14 protein-coding genes, 1 tRNA gene, 1 pseudogene and 1 riboswitch are annotated in these 16,116 nt (G+C 57.4%); of the genes and pseudogenes, 8 read left to right on the forward strand and 8 right to left on the reverse strand.

Annotated features, from left to right (window positions below; genetic code table 11):
* The 5 genes and pseudogenes from VE934_RS12470 to VE934_RS12490 all read left to right on the forward strand — a co-directional run.
* Window positions 1–212, forward strand: a pseudogene (locus tag VE934_RS12470) (sulfate adenylyltransferase small subunit); the annotation flags it as partial.
* Complete coding sequence (locus VE934_RS12475) at window positions 212–1,468, forward strand: sulfate adenylyltransferase subunit 1 (protein ID WP_324887942.1); 1,257 nt, start codon at window positions 212–214, stop codon at window positions 1,466–1,468. The pseudogene VE934_RS12470 and the gene VE934_RS12475, both read left to right, overlap by 1 nt.
* Before the next feature lie 90 nt (window positions 1,469–1,558).
* Window positions 1,559–1,888 (forward strand): ferredoxin FdxA, encoded by a 330-nt coding sequence (gene fdxA / locus VE934_RS12480; protein WP_324887944.1) that lies wholly within the window; start codon window positions 1,559–1,561, stop codon window positions 1,886–1,888.
* Between the two features lie 112 nt (window positions 1,889–2,000).
* The gene (locus VE934_RS12485; RefSeq protein ID WP_324887946.1) at window positions 2,001–3,047 is read left to right on the forward strand and encodes an NAD(P)/FAD-dependent oxidoreductase; all 1,047 of its coding nucleotides are present in this window, start codon (window positions 2,001–2,003) and stop codon (window positions 3,045–3,047) included.
* Between the two features lie 92 nt (window positions 3,048–3,139).
* Window positions 3,140–3,238, forward strand: a riboswitch (TPP riboswitch).
* Window positions 3,239–3,298: 60 nt separating this feature from the next.
* Complete coding sequence (locus VE934_RS12490; RefSeq protein ID WP_324887949.1) at window positions 3,299–4,573, forward strand: purine-cytosine permease family protein; 1,275 nt, start codon at window positions 3,299–3,301, stop codon at window positions 4,571–4,573.
* Here VE934_RS12490 and thiD read toward each other — a convergent pair.
* Both thiD and VE934_RS12500 read right to left on the reverse strand, forming a co-directional pair.
* The gene (gene thiD / locus VE934_RS12495) at window positions 4,561–5,424 is read right to left on the reverse strand and encodes a bifunctional hydroxymethylpyrimidine kinase/phosphomethylpyrimidine kinase (protein ID WP_324887951.1); all 864 of its coding nucleotides are present in this window, start codon (window positions 5,422–5,424) and stop codon (window positions 4,561–4,563) included. The two genes, VE934_RS12490 and thiD, sit on opposite strands and share 13 nt — an antisense overlap.
* Before the next feature lie 88 nt (window positions 5,425–5,512).
* Window positions 5,513–5,588 (reverse strand) — tRNA-Asn (locus VE934_RS12500).
* Between the two features lie 178 nt (window positions 5,589–5,766).
* On the opposite strand from VE934_RS12500, the gene aat reads away from it, so the two are divergent.
* The 3 genes from aat to VE934_RS12515 all read left to right on the forward strand — a co-directional run bounded on the left by aat (window position 5,767) and on the right by VE934_RS12515 (window position 8,155).
* A complete protein-coding gene (gene aat / locus VE934_RS12505; protein ID WP_324887953.1) occupies window positions 5,767–6,510 on the forward strand; it encodes a leucyl/phenylalanyl-tRNA--protein transferase in 744 nt (247 codons plus the stop codon).
* 20 nt (window positions 6,511–6,530) lie between these two features.
* Entirely contained in the window at window positions 6,531–7,286 is a 756-nt protein-coding gene (locus tag VE934_RS12510) for an arginyltransferase (RefSeq protein ID WP_324887955.1), read from the forward strand.
* An 83-nt stretch (window positions 7,287–7,369) separates the two neighbouring features.
* Window positions 7,370–8,155 (forward strand): IclR family transcriptional regulator, encoded by a 786-nt coding sequence (locus VE934_RS12515; protein ID WP_414693845.1) that lies wholly within the window; start codon window positions 7,370–7,372, stop codon window positions 8,153–8,155.
* A 104-nt stretch (window positions 8,156–8,259) separates the two neighbouring features.
* Here the strand turns inward: VE934_RS12515 and pbpG are convergent, their stop codons facing one another.
* The 6 genes from pbpG to VE934_RS12545 all read right to left on the reverse strand — a co-directional run bounded on the left by pbpG (window position 8,260) and on the right by VE934_RS12545 (window position 15,953).
* On the reverse strand, window positions 8,260–9,324 hold the full coding sequence (gene pbpG / locus VE934_RS12520; protein ID WP_324887957.1) for a D-alanyl-D-alanine endopeptidase: 1,065 nt from the start codon (window positions 9,322–9,324) through the stop codon (window positions 8,260–8,262).
* Between the two features lie 195 nt (window positions 9,325–9,519).
* Window positions 9,520–11,058: a 2-isopropylmalate synthase gene (locus VE934_RS12525; protein ID WP_324887959.1), complete on the reverse strand. Its 1,539-nt coding sequence runs from the start codon at window positions 11,056–11,058 to the stop codon at window positions 9,520–9,522.
* 379 nt (window positions 11,059–11,437) lie between these two features.
* A complete protein-coding gene (gene pssA / locus VE934_RS12530) occupies window positions 11,438–12,250 on the reverse strand; it encodes a CDP-diacylglycerol--serine O-phosphatidyltransferase (RefSeq protein WP_324887961.1) in 813 nt (270 codons plus the stop codon).
* Window positions 12,251–12,423: 173 nt separating this feature from the next.
* Window positions 12,424–13,440: a ketol-acid reductoisomerase gene (gene ilvC, locus VE934_RS12535; RefSeq protein WP_324887964.1), complete on the reverse strand. Its 1,017-nt coding sequence runs from the start codon at window positions 13,438–13,440 to the stop codon at window positions 12,424–12,426.
* A gap of 139 nt (window positions 13,441–13,579) precedes the next feature.
* Entirely contained in the window at window positions 13,580–14,071 is a 492-nt protein-coding gene (gene ilvN, locus VE934_RS12540) for an acetolactate synthase small subunit (RefSeq protein ID WP_061494990.1), read from the reverse strand.
* A gap of 100 nt (window positions 14,072–14,171) precedes the next feature.
* Window positions 14,172–15,953 (reverse strand): acetolactate synthase 3 catalytic subunit, encoded by a 1,782-nt coding sequence (locus tag VE934_RS12545; RefSeq protein ID WP_324887967.1) that lies wholly within the window; start codon window positions 15,951–15,953, stop codon window positions 14,172–14,174.
* Window positions 15,954–16,116 lie beyond the last annotated feature (163 nt).

A 16,116-nucleotide genomic window follows, 5' to 3' on the forward strand; every position in this document is an offset into this window, starting at 1 on the left:
AAGAAGGCGAAACGGTTGAGACGGCCCTCGTACGCTTCCGCACGGTGGGCGACATGACCTGCACCTGCCCGGTCGAGAGCCCCGCCGCGAATGCGAGCGAAGTCGTGGCCGAGACGCTGACCGTGACGGTGAGCGAGCGCGGCGCCACACGCATGGACGACCGCACCAGTGAAGCTTCCATGGAAAAGCGCAAGAAGGAAGGGTATTTCTGATGAAGGCGCTCCGATTCCTAACGGCCGGTTCCGTTGACGATGGCAAGAGCACGCTGATCGGCCGCCTGCTGTTCGATGGCCAGGCCATCCTGGCCGACCAGCTCGACACCCTGGAGCGCCGTGCCGCCGGCCGGCCCATTGATCTGAGCCTTCTGACCGACGGCCTGGAGGCCGAGCGCGAGCAAGGCATCACCATCGACGTGGCCTACCGCTACTTCGCCACCGAAAACCGCAAATTCATCATCGGCGATGCGCCTGGCCATGAGCAGTACACACGTAACATGGTGACCGCAGCGTCCAGCGCTGACGCCGCCGTGGTGCTGGTCGATGCCACCAAGCTGGACTGGAAAAACCCTTCGATGGAGCTGTTGCAGCAAACCCGCCGCCACTCGCTGCTGGTCAATCTGCTGCGCGTGCCATCCATCGTGTTCGCGGTCAACAAGCTTGACGCCGTGGATGACTCCACGCTGGCTTTTAAAAACATTGGTGCAGCGCTCACCGCCTTCGCCAAGGCCGCGAAAATCCCGGTCAAGGCCATCGTGCCCATCTCCGCGCTGATCGGCCACAACGTGGTGGATGCCAAGCCAGGCTGGTGTGGCTACGAAGGCGCGTCTCTGCTGCAATTGCTGGAGCACCTGCCTGCCACCCCCGCTGAACGCACCGAGGCTTTCGCCTTTCCCGTGCAGTGGGTGGAGAAGTTCTCCTCCTCGTCGGACACATCCCAGGGCCGCCGTGTCTTTTGGGGCCGTGTTGCCACAGGGGGCGTACAGCCCGGCCAAACCATCACGGTACTGCCCAGCGGTCAAAGCGCCGTGGTGGCGCAGATGCTGGACCACACGCGCGAGCCGCGCTCCATTCTGGCCGGCCACAGCGCCGGCATTGTGCTGGACCGCGAAGTGGATGTTTCACGCGGGGACTGGCTGCTGGCGACTGACACTTTTGAGCCGACACGTGAACTGTCTGTGACCATCGCCTGGATGGACGACGAGCCGCTGGTCGCTGGCCGCGTTTACTGGGCCCTGCATGGCCATCGCTGGGTCAAGGCCAAGGTCAAACGCATCGTCCACAAGCTTGATGTCAACACGCTGGCAGAAGAAGACGCCAGCGAACTGCCGCCCAATGCGATTGGGCACATTGAATTGAGCCTGCAGGCACCGCTGGCCACCCTGCCTTACAAGCGCTCACGCGTGTTGGGCTCGCTGGTGCTGGTGGACACGGCATCGAACAAAACATCCGGCGCCGCGCTGATTCTTTGATCCTGATCAGCCCACCTCTCATACTCACTTAACCCTCCTGACGGAATCCTCTTAAAATCGAGGGTTTCCACCGATCCCCGCTAGACCAACATGACTCACATCGTTTCCGAATCCTGCATCCGTTGCAAATACACCGACTGCGTTGATGTGTGTCCCGTAGACTGCTTCCGCGAGGGTCCCAACATGCTGGTGATCGACCCGGACGAATGTATTGACTGCGCTGTGTGCATTCCGGAGTGCCCGGTCAACGCCATCTTTGCCGAAGAAGATGTGCCAGCCGACCAGCTCGCTTTCATCAAGCTCAATGTTGAGTTGAGCCGCGCAGAAGGCTGGAAAAGCATCACCAAGCGCAAGGAAGCCTTGCCCGATGCCGAAGAGTGGAAAGACAAGACCGGCAAATTGTCCGAGCTGATCCGCTAATCATGTATTCAGCAAGCGGACGCCGCGGAACTGGCTTTGCCGGGCCGCAGGCGTCGTCCCCTGCAAGGGGAGGTGGTGCGACACGAAGTGAGCATCCGGCAGGGGTGTTCCAATGATTCCGACAGACGCCGTCATCATCGGCGCCGGGCCTGTCGGGCTGTTTCAAGTATTCGAGCTAGGCCTGCTTGAAATCAATGCGCATGTGATTGACTCACTCGCCTATCCCGGTGGCCAGTGTATTGAGCTGTACCCCGATAAGCCGATTTACGACATCCCCGCTGTGCCGGTGTGCACAGGAAAAGAACTCACGGACTCCCTGCTCAAACAAATCGAGCCCTTTAACGCCACGTTTCATTTCGGTCAGGAAGTCAGCGTGGTTGAAAAGCAGGACGACGGCCGCTTTTATGTCGAGACCTCCAAAGGCACGAAATTTCTGTCCAAAACCATATTTATCGCCGCTGGCGTGGGGGCATTTCAGCCGCGCTTGCTACGCGTTGATGGTCTGGAGAAATTTCACGACACGCAACTCTTTTACCGCGTCAAATCGCCCAGCCAGTTTGCGGGCAAAAACCTGGTGATTGTGGGCGGCGGCGACTCTGCGCTTGATTGGGCTTTGGAGTTTGCCAAGGAAGGGCCCAACAAAGCCGAAAGCGTCATCCTGATTCACCGCCGCGACGGGTTCGCTGCCGCGCCAGCCAGCGTGGCCAAAATGCATGAGCTCTGCGCCGAGCATGAAATGCAATTCATCGTTGGGCAAGTCACAGGATTTGCGGAGAAGGACGACAAACTAACTGGCGTGAAGGTTACCGGCGCTGATGCCGTGACACGCGTGGTGCCGCTGGATGCGCTGCTGGTTTTCTTCGGCCTGTCACCCAAGCTTGGACCCATTGCGAACTGGGGACTGGACATTGAGCGCAAGCAAGTCAACGTGGACACCGAAAAGTTCTCGACCAACATTCCCGGCATATTTGCTGTGGGCGACATCAACACCTATCCGGGCAAGAAAAAGCTGATCCTCAGCGGTTTTCACGAATGTGCGCTGGCCGCGTTTGGAGCGGCGCCTCTCATCTTCCCGGATAAACAAATTAACCTGCAGTACACAACGACCAGTTCGAAACTACACAAGGTTCTGGGTGTTGAGTCACCGGTTTTCGATTAACCTGCTGCGCTCCAACAGATAACAAGGCCCGTTCACCGGGCCTTTTTCCTTTGTGCGCGGCTGGCTACAATTCCGGGGCGGTCTGACAAGACCGTATTCGCTGGGGGTGTTGCCATGAAGATGGCGGCTGAGAAAGTCCCTTTGAACCTGATTGAGGTAATCCTCGCGCAGGGAAGCATGTTTCAGGGTTCGGGCAGCTTGAGCTGTACGTGCCCCGCAAGCCGACCTGCCATTGACACAAGGAAAAGTTAATGGCTCTCCAACTCAATACCGCACTCACGCCGCTCCCGCAGACCGACCGCTTGTTCGGCTGGCGCGACCACGCCGCGCTTTGGCTTAGCCTGGGCGTGGGTTTGCTGGTCATGCAGATCGGCGCCTATCTCGTACCCGCCCTGGGCACCCAAGCCGCCTTCACAGTGATCGTGGTTGGCTCGGTGTTGGGTGCCGGCCTGCTGGCCTGGACTGCCAAAATCGGCTGCGACAGTGGTCTGTCCAGCGCAGGCCTGATGCACGCGACCTACGGCAGCCATTTCGCACGCTTGCCTGTGGTCCTCAACATCGTGCAACTGATCGGTTGGACAACTTTTGAACTTGTTGTGATGCGTGACGGCACCGTGGCTATTGCCAGGCAATCCGGCTCGTTCATCGACGCCTACTGGCCAGTGCTGGCCACCCTCCTCTGGGGCGGCGTCCTGATAGCGCTTTTGTCGGGCTCCATGGTCAAGCTGGTCCGAAAGTTCATCGGGCGGTTTGGATTGCCCCTGGTCATCGCCTCGTTGGTCTGGCTGACCTGGCAGTTTGTGGGTCGGGCGCATGCACAAGGCTGGGACGCTTTCTGGGACCGTCCGGGCAACGGCGGCATGAGCACGCTTTCAGCGCTGGACCTGGTCATCGCCATGCCGGTGTCCTGGCTGCCGCTGGTGGCGGACTTTGCGCGGCATGGGCGCGATGGAAAAAGCGCTTTGCGCGGCACCTGGCTGGGCTATGCCATCGCCAACACCTGGTGTTACAGCCTGGGCGTACTGATCGCCCTTACAACACCCAGCACCGACCTGGTATCCGCGCTGCTGCTCGCACAGGGCGGACTGATCGCTTTGGGCCTGATTCTCATCGATGAAGTCGACAACGCCTATGGAGACTTGTACTCCGGCTCTGTGGCTGGCCACAGCCTGCGGCCCGCATGGAGTCTGCGCCGCTGGGGCATAGTTTTGGCAGTTCTTTGCACGGCGCTGGCCCTGGTTCTGCCCATGCACAGCCTTGAGCCGTTTTTACTGATGCTCAGCTCGGTTTTCGTGCCCCTGTACGGAGTGATTCTGGCCAGACTGAGCGGGACCGAAAACATCGCAACGATGGTTGATGCCAAAAAGGTCCGCCTGAGCGCGGTTGTGATCTGGCTTCTGGGTATCGTCACCTACCACCTGTGCGCCAAGCTTGCGCCCGAATGGGGTGCAGCACTGCCGACGCTGGCATTGACTTTTCTGCTGGCCCGACTGACACGACCCAGAACTGGTCTTCAAACCGGCTGACCGCGCCCCGAAAGTGCATTGAGACGCATGGGCTGTGGGGCATGACTGTGATTCAGCGGGCCGCTGCCGGCGCCGGTTTTCACGCTTGCGCCTGCTTGCAGGGCTCCGCGCACATAGGATCGGGCGCTTTCAACGGCCTCGACAAGCGATTGGTTCAATGCCAGGCCAGCTGCGATAGCCGATGAAAGCGTGCAACCCGTGCCATGTGTATTGGCGCTATGAATGCGAGGCGCCTCCATCCAGTGGGTCAAGCCTTCTGCCTTGAGCAGCAGGTCAATGACCGTCTCACCGGGCAAATGCCCGCCCTTGATCAGCACGGCACGTGCCCCTTTGGCCAGCAACTCGCGCGCCGCCCGCTCCATATCGTCCGGATTCTGAATCGCGCGGCCTACCAGCAGCGCCGTCTCGTCCAGATTGGGGGTAACCAGGGCGGAACGCGAAAACAGTTCACGCACAAGGACATCGACCGCAGGGCTGTCAATCAACACCGCACCGCTGGTCGCCACCATGACCGGATCCAGTACAACATTGCTGAAACCGTGGCGATCAATGGCTGCGGCAACCGTCCGCACGATCTCGGGCGCATGCAACATGCCTATCTTGACGGCGTGCACGCCGATGTCCTCCACCACAGCATCAATCTGATCGCGCAGCATGTCGGCCGGAACCCCATGAATGGAGCGAACGCCTTGCGTGTTCTGCGCCGTTAGCGCCGTGATGGCGGTCATGCCATAACAGCCCAGAGCAGCAATCGTCTTCAGGTCAGCCTGGATGCCCGCGCCACCACCGCTGTCCGAGCCGGCGATCGACAAAACACGGGGATACTCAAAATCAAAAACGGCGTTGTTCATGCCTTTATTCTCACGTGTTGCCAGTTGCTCTTCAAGCAACTGGCCAAAGAAAAAGGGCCCGCAATTACTTGCAGGCCCTTGAAAATGTTGGCTCCTCAACCTGGGCTCGAACCAGGGACCTACGGATTAACAGTCCGGCGCTCTACCAACTGAGCTATTGAGGAATACAGCCTATGATTATAGCCTTGTTTTTTTCGCGTCTTTGAAGGGTTTAGCCACTGCTCCCGCTTGATGAAGCGAAATTGCCGGGAAGACCCGCTTGCGTGAATCGCTTGCCGTGGTGCGACCAGTGTTTGGGCAGGTGGGCCGGTCTGGCGGGTCCATACCTGTCAAACTCCTCCCATGCGGACGCTCTCCCATCCCCTGCCCTGGCTTGCCGCTGACGAAGCGTTTCCCCCGGTTGCATCTGCGTGGACCAACACCGACCCTGCGCCGGGCTTGCTAGCAGCGGGCGGTGCTCTGGATGTGCATGCACTTCTGCAGGCCTATGCGCGCGGCATTTTCCCGTGGTTTGGCGTGGAGCAGCCCATTCTGTGGTGGAGCCCTGATCCCCGCATGGTGCTTCGCACGGAAGACTTCAGACTCCACCGGAGTTTGCGCAAAGCCCTGAAGCGAGCCATCAGCATGGCAACGCATGAAATTCGGTTTGACACAGCATTTGCAGAAGTCATTCATGCCTGTGCCACCACGCCTCGAGAGGGTCAACCCGGAACCTGGATAGTCCCTGAAATGGTGACCGCCTACACAGCGCTGCACAAAGCTGGCCACGCCCATAGCATTGAAACCTGGGTCAACAGCGAGCTTGTCGGCGGCCTGTATTGCGTCAACCTGGGCAGTATGGTGTTTGGAGAGTCCATGTTTGCCCATCGCACCGACGCATCCAAAATGGCACTGGCAGCACTTGTGGCGTTCTGCCGCGCCCACAATATCTCCATAATTGATTGCCAGCAAAACACCCCGCATCTGGCGTCTCTTGGCGCGGCGGAAATGCCGCGCGCAGATTTCGTTGTGCATGTAGCCAACAGCGCGCTCGAAACAGCTCCTCAATGGAAGTTTGACGCCCTATACTGGAATCAGATTTTTTGACGGCCCGAGCGAACAACAGCGTGACGCACCTCAAAGACCTGCCGCTACAAACCTTGCAGTTTTATGCGACTGCACCGTACCCCTGCAGCTATCTGCCCGAGAGGCAGGCGCGCTCGCAAGTCGCCACACCCAGCCACCTCATCCATAACGCCGCGTATTCGGAGCTGGTGACCAACGGGTTTCGTCGCAGTGGGATGTTTACCTACCGCCCGTACTGCGACGGCTGCCAGGCCTGTGTGCCCTTACGGGTGCCGGTCAATAGCTTTCAGCCAGACCGCAGCCAGCGCCGAGCCTGGAGTCGCCACGCGGGGTTGCAGGCACGTGTCCTCAAGCTTTGCTACATGCCCGAGCACTACCAACTCTACTTGCGTTATCAAAACGGACGGCATGCAGGCGGTGGGATGGATCACGACAGCATTGATCAATACACGCAGTTCCTGCTGCAAAGCCGCGTCAATTCCCGGCTGGTAGAGTTTCGCGAGACCTTGCCCAATGGGGAGGCGGGCGCGCTGAAGATGGTGTCCATTCTGGATGTGCTGGAAGACGGCGTATCTGCCGTCTACACGTTTTACGAACCCGACCGGCAGGCCAGCTACGGCAACTACAGCGTGTTGTGGCAGATTGAGCAAGCCAAACAACTCGGTTTGCCCTATGTCTACCTGGGCTACTGGATTTCGCAGAGTCCAAAAATGAATTACAAGGCCAGGTTCCTCCCCAATCAAATTCTGGTTGACGGGCAATGGGTGTGCGGGTCAGCACCTCCAGCAGCAAGCTGACAGCTCAAGGCTCGCCGACAAGGCGAACATCCCTGAGGAACAATTTCACAAGGTAAAATTTGCATCATCTACCCGCGATGCAAATGGCCGACAACATCACCAATCCAACCAAGCCGACCGTTCAGGTCATAGAGCGCATGTTTACCCTGCTGGAAATTCTGTCCGGCCGTGAGGAGGCGGTCTCGCTCAAGGAAATCAGCGAAAAATCCGGCCTGCACCCTTCCACGGCGCATCGCATTTTGAATGACCTGGCAACCGGACGTTTTGTCGACCGGCCAGTCGCTGGCAGTTACCGCCTGGGCATGCGCTTGCTGGAGCTTGGCAATCTCGTCAAGGCACGCCTGAGCGTGCGCGATGCCGCTTTGACACCCATGCGCGAGCTGCACAAGTTGACGCAGCAGCCGGTCAACCTGAGCATGCGTCAGGGAGACGAAATTATTTACGTTGAGCGGGCCTACAGCGAGCGCTCAGGCATGCAGGTCGTGCGTGCCATCGGGGGCCGTGCGCCCTTGCACCTCACGTCGGTAGGCAAACTGTTTTTGGCTTTTGATGATCCGCAGCGCTTGCGCACCTACGCAACCCGCACAGGCTTACCCGGTCAAACCCGCAACAGCATTACCCAGCTGGCCACGCTGGAACGTGAACTCTCCAAGGCGCGCCAATACGGTATTGCGCGCGACAACGAAGAGCTTGAATTGGGTGTTCGCTGCATGGCCGCCGGAATTTATGACGATCAAAGCAAACTGGTAGCGGGTTTGTCGATTTCGGCCCCAGCTGACCGGCTGGACGAAAGTTGGCTGCCGAAGCTGGAGGCCACCGCACATGAGATTTCGGCTGCTTTGGGCTACAAGGCGGGAAACTTCAAGTAAAAAATGGGGTAGGCCCTTTGGCGACGGGGCCAGTTTGCTATTATTAGGATAGCATTCTGCCGTTCAGGCCTGGCCTAAAAACTATTTGGAATCGGCAGTCAGTGTCAGCCGTTGACGGGCTTGGCGGCCGCGCTGATTTTGGGTGCGCCAACGGGCTGGGATTCCACCCAGCGACGCACCCGCTCGGCGTCACCCAAACGGCTTAGCTTGCCAGCAGAATCCAGAAACACCATGATGAGTTTGCGCCCAGCAATCTTGGTCTGCATGACCAGGCACTGTCCGGCTTCAGAGATGTAGCCGGTTTTCTGCAGGCCAATCTCCCACTCGGGATTTTTCACCAGTCGATTCGTGTTGTTGTATTGCAGGGTCCGGTCGCCAACGGCAACCTGATATCCCGTTGATGTTGACAACTCGCGAATCATCGGGTCAGCATGCGCAGCATTGACCAAGGTCGCAAGATCCTGGGCATTGGATTGGTTCCGGCTGGACAAACCTGTAGGTTCGACATAGCGCGTGCCCTTCATGCCCAGCGCCCTGGCCTTGGCATTCATCAGGTTCACGAACGCAGTCATGCCCCCGGGGTATGTGCGTCCCAATGCATGAGCCGCACGGTTTTCACTTGACATCAATGCAAGGTGCAGCAATTCGCCACGCGTCAGACTCGAGCCGACTCGCAAGCGTGAGCTGCTACCTTTTTCTGTGTCCACATCATCCTGAGTAATCGTGATGACTTCATCCATGGGCAAACGGGCATTGCTCACGATGACGCCAGTCATCAACTTGGTCAATGAGGCAATCGGCAACACCGCCTGATCGTTTTTGCTGAACAACACTTCTTGCGTTTCCTGGTCAATCACCAACGCCACACTGGACTTCAGATCGAGCGAGTCCTGAGAACCGTGCAGGCCTGCAATTTTTCCGAATGAAGGTCGCGCTGGGGCCGCTGCAAACACCACCGCGCGGCGCTTGGACTTGAGGTTAAAAGTAGCTGTTTTCCGGACAGGAACAGCCACTCTTTTTGCTACAACTTTAACGGCATGTGATTTTTTAACCACCTGACGCTTTGAGGTGGCAGCTTGAGCAGCTGGAAGAATAAGCGCGCTAGAAACGGAAAGAAGTCCAACGATTTGTAAGGATCGTTTGAATATCAAATTCAGCGTGATGGACATTGATTCGACTCCAGTGCATTTAAATCGCGATGGTGGAGTGTATACAAATAGAAAAAGTCACGCAATATCAATCGTTTGCGTGACTTTCCTAATAGCCCTGCTGAAGTTGTAAGTTTACCGGAGTTTTACATGCCCTTTAAGGCCATAATTTCGATAAGTTATTGAATTTAAACAGATAAATTTGCTATTTGCCACTCAGCCCTGAGCAGCGACCCGGTCAGATTTACTTTGTAACTTGCTCAGGGCGCTCAAATAGGCTTTGGCGGATGCAACCACGATGTCGGGATCCGCCCCCATCCCGTTGACAACGCGGCCGCTGTTTTGCAGACGTACCGTGACCTCCCCCTGGCTTTCGGTGGACCCGCTGATCGCATTGACGGAGTAAAGCACCATCTCGGCGCCACTCTGGACATGTTTTTCGATGGCTTTGAGAGAGGCATCAACCGGTCCATTGCCATCAGACTCGCCTTTGAACTCCTTCCCATCGACAGTGAAGACAATCGTCGCCTGCGGCCTTTCGCCAGTTTCGCTGTGCTGGGACAAAGACACGAAGCCGTATTGCTCTTTCTCGTGCGTCACGCTTTCATCGCTAACCAGCGCCAGGATGTCCTCGTCAAAAATTTCGCTCTTGCCGTCTGCCAGCTCCTTGAATCGCGCAAACGCAGCATTGGTGTCGGCCTCGCTTTCCATCTGCACACCCAAGTCCTGCAGGCGCTGTTTGAACGCATTGCGTCCGCTGAGCTTGCCCAGCACCATCTTGCTGGCGCTCCAGCCCACGTCTTCGGCACGCATGATTTCGTAGGTTTCGCGGGCCTTTAACATGCCGTCCTGATGAATGCCAGATGCATGGGCAAACGCATTCGCACCAACCACGGCCTTGTTCGGCTGCACCACAAAGCCCGTGGTTTGACTCACCATCCGGCTGGCAGCCACGATGTGCAGTGGATCGATATTCATATCCAGGTTGAAATAATCACGACGCGTTTTCACCGCCATGACAATCTCTTCCAGCGAGCAGTTGCCGGCGCGCTCGCCCAAGCCATTGATGGTGCACTCGACCTGACGGGCGCCGCCGATCATGACGCCAGCCAGCGAGTTGGCCACAGCCATGCCCAGGTCGTTGTGGCAATGCACCGACCAAATAGCCTTGTCGCTGTTGGGCACACGCTCGCGCAGTGTCTTGATGAAATTGCCATAAAGCTCGGGTACGGCATAACCGACGGTGTCGGGCACATTGATGGTGGTCGCTCCTTCGTTGATGACGGCTTCGAGCACCCGACAAAGGAAATCAACGTCACTCCGATACCCATCTTCGGGACTGAATTCGACATCAGCCACCAGGTTGCGCGCAAAACGAACCGACAGTTTGGCCTGCTCCAGCACCTGCTCGGGAGTCATGCGCAGCTTCTTTTCCATGTGCAGCGCGCTCGTCGCGATAAAAGTATGAATGCGCGCGGACTTCGCGTCTTTCAGGGCTTCGGCGGCCTTGGAAATGTCCCTGTCGTTCGCCCGCGAAAGCGAGCAGACGGTCGAGTCCTTGACGGCTCTGGCAATAGCCTGGACCGCCTCGAAGTCGCCGTTGGAGCTGGCCGCAAAACCGGCCTCAATCACATCAACTTTCAGGCGCTCCAGCTGGCGTGCAATACGCAGCTTCTCGTCACGTGTCATCGAAGCACCCGGAGACTGCTCGCCGTCGCGCAAGGTGGTGTCAAAAATAATCAGTTTGTCGGTCATGGAAGGCTCCTGGTGATCTGGTCGTAATGGGTAGAGATGAAATTTTGTTCAGTGCGCAATGGTAGCGGTCGCAAATGTGGCCAACGCCAGTCAGCAAGGCAAATGGGGGCATACGATTTGGATCTGCCTGACGGTGTTTTCAACATGTGCTTCTCGTCCAATGTGGAGTTTCGAAAAACCAGCAACCCAATGAAAAACGGCCCGTTGCTGGTGCAAACGGGCCGTGGAATGGGGTGTACGCGTGTGCGCTACCGTCTCCGCCCGTTGGCAGATAGCAGTAGTGCTAGCGAAATTTGCTTCATGGGTGGCAATGTATCACAGAATTTTCCGCTCCGTGGTCCCGACGATCTCAGCCAAAGTTCAAGAGAGGCTGCCGTGTTCACTTGTGCAAACCGCGCTCGTCCGGCTCGTCGGTCGACGTCGAAATCACGCTCGTTTGCAGGCCTTTGGCCTTACGCCACACATACAGCACGTACCCCGACAAACCATAGCCAACAAAGAGCGCGAACATGACCGTCGGAGGGTCAATGTTGATGACTGCAATGCCCAGAGCAATCAACACAATGGCGGCGAAAGGGACGCTGCGCTTGATGCTGAGGTCCTTGAAACTGTAGAAAGGCACATTGGTGACCATGGTCAAACCCGCATACAGCGTCAGGGCAAACATGTACCAGCGCACTTCTTCACCCTGGAAGCCCGCTTCATCCATCAGCCAGATGAACCCGGCCACCAGCGCCGCTGCAGCGGGCGATGGCAAGCCTTGAAAGAACCGCTTGTCGACCACCGCAGTATTGACGTTGAAGCGGGCGAGCCTTAGCGCGGCGCAGGCGCAGTACACGAAGGCAGCAATCCAGCCCCAGCGGCCCAAACCAGTCAAAGCCCACACATACGCGATCAATGCCGGCGCCGCGCCAAATGAGACCATGTCGGCCAAAGAGTCCATCTGCTCACCAAAGGCGCTCTGGGTGTTGGTCATGCGTGCAATGCGCCCATCCAGGCTGTCCAGCACCATTGCCGAAAACACACCAATTGCAGCCTGGTCAAACCGGCCATTCATGGCCATCACGATGGCATAAAAACCACCGAACAAACCCGCGAGCGTAAACAGGTTGGGCAAGATGTAGATGCCCTTGCGCCGCTTGCGCGGTGGCGGCTCATCTAGCTCAAGATCAGAGTCGCCAGCGTCATTCATAAAACTGACTCCCCGTCGCGAGATTGTTGGCGCAATTGACGTTGCTCATGGAAGCAGATTGATTCATGACAGGAGGATACCAAACGTAAGCCATCAAAACGAAAAAGCCGCGCAAGTGTTTTGCGCGGCTTGAAAGTTGAACCAGCGGGGCCCTGTAAAGCCCCGCCAATTCATCAGTTGCGGGTCTGATCAACCAGCTTGTTTTTTGCAATCCAGGGCATCATGGCGCGGAGTTTCTCACCCACCACTTCGATCTGGTGCTCTGCATTCAATCGGCGGCGGCTCAACAGGGTTGGCGCACCAGCACGGTTTTCCAGCAGGAAGCTCTTCGCGTATTCGCCAGTCTGAATGTCTTTCAGGCACTTGCGCATGGCTTCCTTTGTGGCCGAGGTCACGATGTTCGGGCCCGTGACGTATTCGCCGTATTCTGCGTTGTTGGAGATCGAGTAATTCATGTTGGCGATACCGCCTTCATAAATCAGGTCAACAATCAGTTTGAGTTCGTGCAGGCATTCGAAATAGGCCATCTCGGGTGCGTAACCGGCTTCCACCAGCGTCTCAAAGCCTGCCTTGATCAGTTCAACCGTGCCGCCGCACAAAACGGCTTGCTCGCCGAACAGATCGGTCTCGGTTTCTTCGCGGAAGTTGGTTTCAATGATGCCGGCCTTGCCACCACCGTTGGCCATGGCATAGCTCAGGGCCAGATCGCGGGCTTTCCCGCTTTTGTCCTGATGCACGGCCACCAGGTGGGGCACGCCGCCGCCCTGGGTGTAGGTGTTGCGTACGGTATGGCCAGGAGCCTTTGGCGCGACCATCCAGACGTCCAGGTCAGCGCGCGGGATCACCGCACCGTAGTGCACGTTGAAACCATGGGCAAACACCAGGGATGCGCCCTGCTTGATATTTGGCGCTACATCGGCCGCGTAGACGGGACCGATCTGCTCGTCGGGCAACAGAATCATCACGACGTCAGCCGCTTTGACCGCATCTGCAACTTCAGCAACTTTGAGGCCAGCCTTTTCGACCTTGGACCAGGAGGCGCCGCCTTTGCGCAGGCCAACAACAACTTTGACGCCGCTGTCGTTCAGATTTTGTGCGTGGGCATGGCCCTGGCTCCCGTAACCGATGATGGCCACAGTCTTGCCCTTAATCAAACTCAGGTCGCAGTCTTTGTCGTAATAAACTTTCATTTCTCTCTCCGTAAAAAATCGTTGCGGTACTGGCGAAAATGCCCTTCGACAGGCTCAGGGCGAACGGTTAAACGCTAGTCGCCACTCCAAATCCGTTCGCGCCCCGCCTGTCGAAAACGCGCGCACGGATTGTTAAAAATCAGACTCTGAGAATCCTCTCGCCTCGGCCTATGCCGCTGGAGCCGGTTCGTACTGTTTCCAGAATTGCCGTGCGATCAATAGCTTCCAGAAACGCGTCGTTTTTGGACTGGTCACCGGTCAGTTCGATGGTGTAGCTTTTCTCGGTCACGTCAATGATCCGACCGCGGAATATATCAGCCATGCGCTTCATCTCTTCGCGCTCTTTGCCGACGGCACGGACTTTGACCATCATCAACTCGCGCTCGGTGTACGCCCCTTCGGTCAGGTCCACGACCTTGACGACTTCAATGAGCCGGTTCAGATGTTTGGTAATTTGCTCAATGACGTCGTCCGAACCGGTGGTCTGGATCGTCATGCGCGACAGGCTCGGGTCTTCGGTCGGCGCAACAGTCAGGCTCTCGATGTTGTAACCGCGTGCCGAGAACAGGCCAACGACGCGGGAAAGAGCGCCCGGCTCGTTTTCCAGCAAAACTGCAATGATGTGTTTCATAAGAAGATTCCTCTTTTCGCTGCCCTCCCCTGCACACGGTAATGCGCAGGCTTGGCAAACAATAGATTCGTCAGAAGACGGGGATGAATGAATTCGTGGCTTAAAGGTCCTCGGACCCGAGCAACATTTCCGTGATGCCCTTGCCGGCCTTGACCATCGGGAACACGTTTTCGGTCGGGTCGGTACGGAAATCCATGAAGACGGTGCGGTCCTTGAGCTTGCGCGCTTCGCGCAACGCGGGTTCAACATCCTGCGGTTTTTCAATCAGTATGCCGACGTGTCCATAAGCCTCGGCCAACTTCACAAAATTGGGCAATGCGTCCATGTAGCTGCTGCTATAGCGGCCTTCGTAATCAATCTCCTGCCACTGCCGCACCATGCCAAGGTAGCGGTTGTTCAGCGAAACAATCTTGATCGGGGTGTTGTACTGCAGGCAGGTGGACAATTCCTGAATACACATCTGGACGGAGCCTTCCCCGGTGATGCAAAAGACCTCGCTATCCGGCTTGGCAAGTTTGATACCCATGGCGTAGGGGATGCCCACGCCCATGGTGCCCAGACCGCCGGAGTTGATCCAGCGGCGCGGCTCTTCAAACCGGTAATACTGCGCGGCCCACATCTGGTGCTGACCGACATCGGAGGTGATGTAGGTATCAGCATCCTTGGTCATGTTCCACAGCGTTTCGACCACGTACTGGGGCTTGATTACATCGCTGGCGCCCATGCTGTACTTGAGGCAATCGCGCTTGCGCCAGCCTTCGATGGTTTCCCACCAGCCGCCCAAGGCACCAGCATCGGGCTTCAAACCGGACTCCTTGATCATGGCAATCAGTTCGGTCAGCACATCCTTGACATCACCAACGATCGGAATGTCGACCCGCACACGTTTCGAGATGCTCGACGGGTCGATATCAATGTGGATGATCTTGCGTTCATTTTGCGCAAAGTGCTTCGGGTTGCCAATCACGCGGTCATCAAAGCGCGCGCCGACGGCCAGCAAAACGTCGCAGTTCTGCATGGCGTTATTGGCTTCAATCGTGCCGTGCATGCCCAGCATGCCGAGGAATTTTTTGTCGCTTGCCGGGTAGGCGCCCAAGCCCATCAGGGTGTTGGTGCAGGGGTAGCCCAGCATGTCCACCAGCGTGCGCAGCTCTTGCGAGGCATTGCTCAACAGGACGCCGCCACCGGTGTAGATGTAAGGTCGTTTAGCCGCCAACAGCAGTTGCAGAGCCTTGCGGATCTGCCCGCCGTGTCCCTTGCGCACCGGGTTGTAAGAACGCATTTCAACGCTCTGCGGGTAGCCCGTATAAAGCGTCTTGTTGAACGACACGTCCTTGGGGATGTCCACCACAACGGGGCCGGGACGGCCACTGCGGGCAATGTGAAAGGCTTTCTTCAGGACATCGGCCATCTGCCGGACATCCTTCACCAGGAAGTTGTGCTTGACGATGGGACGGGTAATGCCGACGGTGTCGCATTCCTGAAACGCGTCAAGTCCAATGGCATGGGTCGGGACCTGCCCGGTGATGATCACCATCGGGATGCTGTCCATATAAGCCGTGGCAATGCCGGTAATAGCGTTTGTGACGCCCGGACCTGAGGTCACCAGCGCAACACCAACTTCACCAGTAGCACGGGCATAGCCGTCAGCGGCGTGGACGGCTGCCTGCTCGTGGCGTACCAAAACGTGCTGAATCGTTTCCTGCTTGTAGAAAGCGTCGTAAATGTGCAGAACCGCACCGCCCGGATAACCCCAGACGTGTTTGACGTTCTCGGCCTGCAGTGCCTTGATCAGGATTTCTGCGCCGCGAAGCTCTTTAGGATTTGAATTGGCAGACGCTGCTGCCGCTGCCGAAGCGATTTCGGCTTTTGTGATTTCCATGATGAACCTTTGTGAATTTCTCTAACGAAATACCTTGGGTGCCTCTTCACCCACTCTTGTGGAGCGGCGTCGAGACTTGAGGCCAGAACCATAAGCGGAAACATATCCCGCCGAGCGATGACCCGTTTGCTGTTTGAATTGCAACTCGCATTATGACATTAGC

The organism is Polaromonas sp., assembly GCF_035638815.1.
Lineage (GTDB): Bacteria > Pseudomonadota > Gammaproteobacteria > Burkholderiales > Burkholderiaceae_C > Polaromonas.

Bases quoted from the DNA above. Each gene is read 5' to 3' on its own strand.
- VE934_RS12475 (WP_324887942.1), top strand. From the start codon at position 212: ATGAAGGCGCTCCGATTCCTAACGGCCGGTTCCGTTGACGATGGCAAG.
- fdxA (WP_324887944.1), top strand. From the start codon at position 1,559: ATGACTCACATCGTTTCCGAATCCTGCATCCGTTGCAAATACACCGAC.
- VE934_RS12485 (WP_324887946.1), top strand. From the start codon at position 2,001: ATGATTCCGACAGACGCCGTCATCATCGGCGCCGGGCCTGTCGGGCTG.
- VE934_RS12490 (WP_324887949.1), top strand. From the start codon at position 3,299: ATGGCTCTCCAACTCAATACCGCACTCACGCCGCTCCCGCAGACCGAC.
- thiD (WP_324887951.1), bottom strand. From the start codon at position 5,424: ATGAACAACGCCGTTTTTGATTTTGAGTATCCCCGTGTTTTGTCGATC.
- aat (WP_324887953.1), top strand. From the start codon at position 5,767: ATGCGGACGCTCTCCCATCCCCTGCCCTGGCTTGCCGCTGACGAAGCG.
- VE934_RS12515 (WP_414693845.1), top strand. From the start codon at position 7,370: ATGGCCGACAACATCACCAATCCAACCAAGCCGACCGTTCAGGTCATA.
- pbpG (WP_324887957.1), bottom strand. From the start codon at position 9,324: ATGTCCATCACGCTGAATTTGATATTCAAACGATCCTTACAAATCGTT.
- VE934_RS12525 (WP_324887959.1), bottom strand. From the start codon at position 11,058: ATGACCGACAAACTGATTATTTTTGACACCACCTTGCGCGACGGCGAG.
- pssA (WP_324887961.1), bottom strand. From the start codon at position 12,250: ATGAATGACGCTGGCGACTCTGATCTTGAGCTAGATGAGCCGCCACCG.
- ilvC (WP_324887964.1), bottom strand. From the start codon at position 13,440: ATGAAAGTTTATTACGACAAAGACTGCGACCTGAGTTTGATTAAGGGC.
- ilvN (WP_061494990.1), bottom strand. From the start codon at position 14,071: ATGAAACACATCATTGCAGTTTTGCTGGAAAACGAGCCGGGCGCTCTT.
- VE934_RS12545 (WP_324887967.1), bottom strand. From the start codon at position 15,953: ATGGAAATCACAAAAGCCGAAATCGCTTCGGCAGCGGCAGCAGCGTCT.